The organism is Thioalkalivibrio sp. (assembly GCF_041690275.1).
GTDB lineage: Bacteria > Pseudomonadota > Gammaproteobacteria > Ectothiorhodospirales > Ectothiorhodospiraceae > Thioalkalivibrio.
On sequence record NZ_JAWLHP010000007.1, the window covers coordinates 62,200 to 66,432 of the forward strand.

The 4,233-nt window shown below is 67.2% G+C and carries 5 protein-coding genes and 1 other RNA gene; all 6 read left to right on the top strand.

What is annotated here, in order from left to right; all coding sequences use genetic code 11:
- Positions 1–53 precede the first annotated feature (53 nt).
- The 6 genes from ACESMN_RS02370 to grxD all read left to right on the top strand — a co-directional run bounded on the left by ACESMN_RS02370 (position 54) and on the right by grxD (position 4,211).
- Positions 54–175: non-coding RNA, RtT sRNA (locus ACESMN_RS02370), on the top strand.
- Between the two features lie 152 nt (positions 176–327).
- Positions 328–1,266: a ribose-phosphate diphosphokinase gene (locus tag ACESMN_RS02375; protein WP_373051981.1), complete on the top strand. Its 939-nt coding sequence runs from the start codon at positions 328–330 to the stop codon at positions 1,264–1,266.
- 101 nt (positions 1,267–1,367) lie between these two features.
- A complete protein-coding gene (locus tag ACESMN_RS02380; protein ID WP_373051982.1) occupies positions 1,368–2,006 on the top strand; it encodes a 50S ribosomal protein L25/general stress protein Ctc in 639 nt (212 codons plus the stop codon).
- A gap of 33 nt (positions 2,007–2,039) precedes the next feature.
- Complete coding sequence (gene pth, locus ACESMN_RS02385) at positions 2,040–2,636, top strand: aminoacyl-tRNA hydrolase (protein WP_373051983.1); 597 nt, start codon at positions 2,040–2,042, stop codon at positions 2,634–2,636.
- On the top strand, positions 2,633–3,724 hold the full coding sequence (ychF, locus tag ACESMN_RS02390; protein WP_373051984.1) for a redox-regulated ATPase YchF: 1,092 nt from the start codon (positions 2,633–2,635) through the stop codon (positions 3,722–3,724). The genes pth and ychF overlap by 4 nt, the downstream gene beginning before the upstream one ends.
- 163 nt (positions 3,725–3,887) lie before the next feature.
- Positions 3,888–4,211, top strand: a complete 324-nt coding sequence (gene grxD / locus ACESMN_RS02395; RefSeq protein ID WP_373051985.1) for a Grx4 family monothiol glutaredoxin — start codon at positions 3,888–3,890, stop codon at positions 4,209–4,211.
- Positions 4,212–4,233: the final 22 nt, after the last annotated feature.

Here is a 4,233-nt window from a genome sequence, read left to right on the forward strand (position 1 = left end):
AATCCTGCCGGCCCAGCCATACAGGAATTGTGACGCCGGAATGCCACTGGGCGTCACGAAGCGGGGCCGGCAGGGTTCGAAGCTCAAGGTTCGACTGCCCCGAAGGGGCAGAACGTCGCCGCAGGCGACGGCCCGGAGGGCGGCGCGCAGCGCCGTAATCCTGCCGGCCCAGCCATGCGGGAACCGGGACGCCCGGAAGCCACCGGGTTCGTACCGACACCCGATCACCATCCTGCGCTAGAATTCCCGCGCCGGCGGGGTCCGCCCGGGCCGGCCGATGGTGTTCGATGCATTCATATCGGGGGGGCCGTGGCGAACCAGAGCCGAATGATGATCTTTGCGGGCAATGCGAACCTGCCGCTCGCGCAGCGGGTCGCGGAGCACCTCGACCTGCGCCTGGGCAAGGCCACCGTGGGCCGCTTCAGCGACGGCGAGGTGCAGGTCGAGATTCTCGAGAACGTGCGCGGGCGGGACGTCTTCGTGATCCAGCCGACCGGGCGCCCGACCAACGACAACATCATGGAACTGCTGATCATGGTGGATGCGCTGCGCCGGGCCTCCGCCGGGCGCATCACCACCGTGATCCCGTATTTCGGCTATGCCCGCCAGGACCGCCGGGTGCGCTCCGCGCGAGTGCCGATCTCGGCCAAGGTCGTCGCCAACATGATCGAATCCGTGGGTGCCGACCGGGTGCTCACCATTGACGTGCACGCGGACCAGGTGCAGGGATTCTTCAACGTGCCGGTGGACAACGTCTACGCCTCCCCGATCCTGCTCGGCGACATCTGGCGCCGCGAGGCGGGCGATGTGACGGTGGTCTCCCCGGACGTCGGCGGCGTGGTGCGCGCGCGGGCCATCGCCAAGCGGCTCGACGACGCCGACCTCGCGATCATCGACAAGCGCCGGCCGCGCGCCAACGAGTCCCTGGTGATGCACATCATCGGCGACGTGGAAGACCGGTGCTGCGTAATCATAGACGACATGGTCGACACCGCCGGCACCCTGTGCCAGGCGGCGGGGGCACTGAAGGAGCACGGCGCGAAGAAGGTCTACGCCTACGCGACCCATGCCGTGCTTTCCGGTCCGGCAGTTGCTAACATAGAGGGTTCGTTACTTGACGAGCTCGTGGTCACCGACACCGTGCCGCTGCAGCCGAACGCCGAGGCCTGCGGCCGTATCCGCCTCCTGTCCGTGGCGGAGATGCTCGCGGAGACCATCCGCCGCATCAATACCGAGGAATCGGTCAGTTCGCTGTTCGTGGACTGACCCTGTACCGTCGCCCAGCCGGGCGGCATCGACGGGGCTCAGGCCCCTTCTGGCGCCTCATCTGGTCGCGGATGGGGCGCGCTCATTTTGGAGAAAGCGTCATGAGTACGGATTTTGTCATTGAAGCCGAACCGCGCGCGGATCAGGGATCGGGTGCGAGCCGCCGCCTGCGTCGCGCGGGCAAGCTGCCGGGTATCCTCTACGGAGGGCACAAGGACGCCATTGCGATCACGCTCGATCACAACGCGATCCTGCTGAACCTGAAGCACGAGGCCTTCTACTCCCATATCCTCACGGTGAATCTCGAGGGCCGCCGCGAGCGCGCGATCCTGCGCGACCTGCAGCGCCATCCCTTCAAGCCCACGCTGATTCACGTCGATCTGCAGCGGGTCAGTGCCGACGAGGCGATCCGGGTGCAGGTCCCGCTGCATCTCCTGAACGAGGAAATCTGCAAGGGCGTGAAGACCGGCGGCGGCATGATCAACCGTCAGCTGACCGACGTCGAGGTCGAGTGCCTGCCCGCGGATCTTCCCGAGGCGATCGAGGTGGACGTGGCCGGGCTCGATGTTGGCGAGACGGTACACCTGTCAGAGCTCGTGCTTCCCGCCGGTGTGACGGTGGTGGCGCTGGCCCACGAGGGGCACGACTCCGCCGTGGTCAGCGTGCTTCTTCCCCGCGGCGAGAAGGCGGAGCCGGAGGAGGCCGAGCCGGGCGTCGAGGGCCTCGAGGCCGAGGACTGATCGCCCCGGGTCTGCACGGGGTCTGGCCAAGAAATGCCGATACGGCTCCTGGTCGGTCTGGGCAATCCGGGCCCGCGTTATGCCGACACGCGACACAATGCGGGCTTCTGGTTCGCGGACCGCCTCGCGGCGGATCGTGGCAGTACCTTCCGTGCGGAGTCCCGTTTCGAGGGCGAGGTCGCGAGGTTCGCTGCGGGCACTGCAACCTGCCTGTTGCAGAAGCCGCTGACCTTCATGAACAAGAGCGGCAGCGCGGTGCAGAAGCTTGCGGCCTTCTACCGTATCCCCCCCGCGGAGATCCTGGTCGTGCACGACGACCTCGACCTGCCGGCCGGTACCGCGCGCCTGAAGGCGGGCGGCGGTCACGGAGGGCACAACGGCCTGCGCGACCTCCACCGTCATCTCGGTGCGGACTACGCCCGGCTGCGTATCGGCATCGGTCATCCGGGTATCCGTGAGGCGGTGATCGGCTATGTTCTGGAGCGCCCCGGCCGGGAAGAGGCGATGGCGATGCGCCAGGCGATCGATGCAGCGCTCGGGGTCGTCGACGACCTCGTGGGCGGAGACTGGGATCGGGCGGTGCGCCGGCTGCACACACAGGCCGTGCCGAATGGGGAGAAAGAAGCGTGAGTCTCAAGTGCGGGATCGTCGGGTTGCCCAACGTGGGCAAGTCCACTCTGTTCAACGCGCTCACCAGGGCCGGCATCTCGGCCGAGAACTATCCGTTCTGCACCATCGACCCCAATGTGGGGGTGGTGGAGGTGCCGGATCCGCGGCTCGGCGTCCTCGCGGAGCTGGTGAAGCCGCAGCGCGTGCTGCCGACCACGGTGGAATTCGTCGACATCGCGGGACTGGTCTCCGGGGCCGCGCAGGGCGAAGGCCTGGGCAATCAGTTCCTCGCCCACATCCGGGAGACGGACGCGATCGCCCAGGTCGTACGCTGTTTCGAGGACGAGGACGTGGTCCACGTCGCCGGTCAGGTGGATCCGCTGTCGGATATCGAGATCATCGGCACCGAGCTGGCGCTGGCGGACATGGACACCGTGTCCCGCGCGATCACGCGCCTGACGCGGGCGGCCAAGTCACAGGACAAGGAGGCGCTGGCGCGGCTCGAGATCGCGGAGCGGGTGGCGGCCGGTCTGGACAAGGGCACTCCCGTGCGCGCGCAGGCCCTCTCCGCGGAGGCCCTTGCGCTGCTCCGTGACCTCCACCTGCTGACCGCAAAGCCCATGATCTATATCGCCAACGTCGCGGAGGACGGCTTCGCCGACAACCCGCTGCTCGCCCAGGTCGAGGCCCGGGCCTCGCAGGAGGGCGCGGAAGTGGTGCCGGTCTGTGCCGCGCTGGAGGCGGAGATCGCGCGGCTGGATGAAGCCGAACGCAACGAGTTCCTGGCCGATCTGGGGCTGTCCGAACCGGGCCTCGACCGGGTGGTGCGCGGCACCTACCGGCTGCTCGACCTGCAGACCTTCTTCACGGCAGGGCCGAAGGAGGTGCGTGCCTGGACGGTCCGCAGGGGATCGACGGCGCCCCAGGCCGCGGGTGCCATCCACACCGACTTCCAGAAGGGCTTCATCCGCGCCGAGGTGATCGCCTTCGACGACTTCGTCGCCTGCGGCGGTGAGCAGGGTGCGAAGGACGCCGGTAAATGGCGTCTGGAAGGCAAGGAATACGTCATGCACGAAGGCGACGTTGTACATTTCCGCTTCAACGTCTGAGTCTGCCGGTCCGGCGGGCCCGGTCGCGGAATCCGTGTCGCAGTGGATGATCCTGCGCCGGGAGCGGTTGCCCCGCCTCCGCAGCGGATAGTGTACGGTCATCCCGTGGTCCAACGGGACCGACCGTTGAACCCATAAAGATTCGAGTCGTCAGGAGGCTCTCATGGATGTCATGGATCGCATTCGTCAGCAAGTGGAAGAAAACCCCGTCGTGATCTTCATGAAGGGGACGCCGCAGTTCCCGATGTGCGGATTTTCCAGCCGGGCCGCCGAGGCGCTGAAGCGCTGCGAGCACGAATTCGCGTACGTGAACGTGCTGGCCGATCCCGAGGTGTTCCAGAACCTGCCCCGCTTTGCGGACTGGCCCACCTTTCCCCAGATCTACATCAATGGCGAACTGGTCGGCGGCTGCGACATCACGCTGGAGATGTTCGAGAACGGCGAATTGAAGAAGGCGGTCGAAGAGGCGCACGCCAAGCGCGCCTGACCGGGCGGCGGGCGTGTGGCCC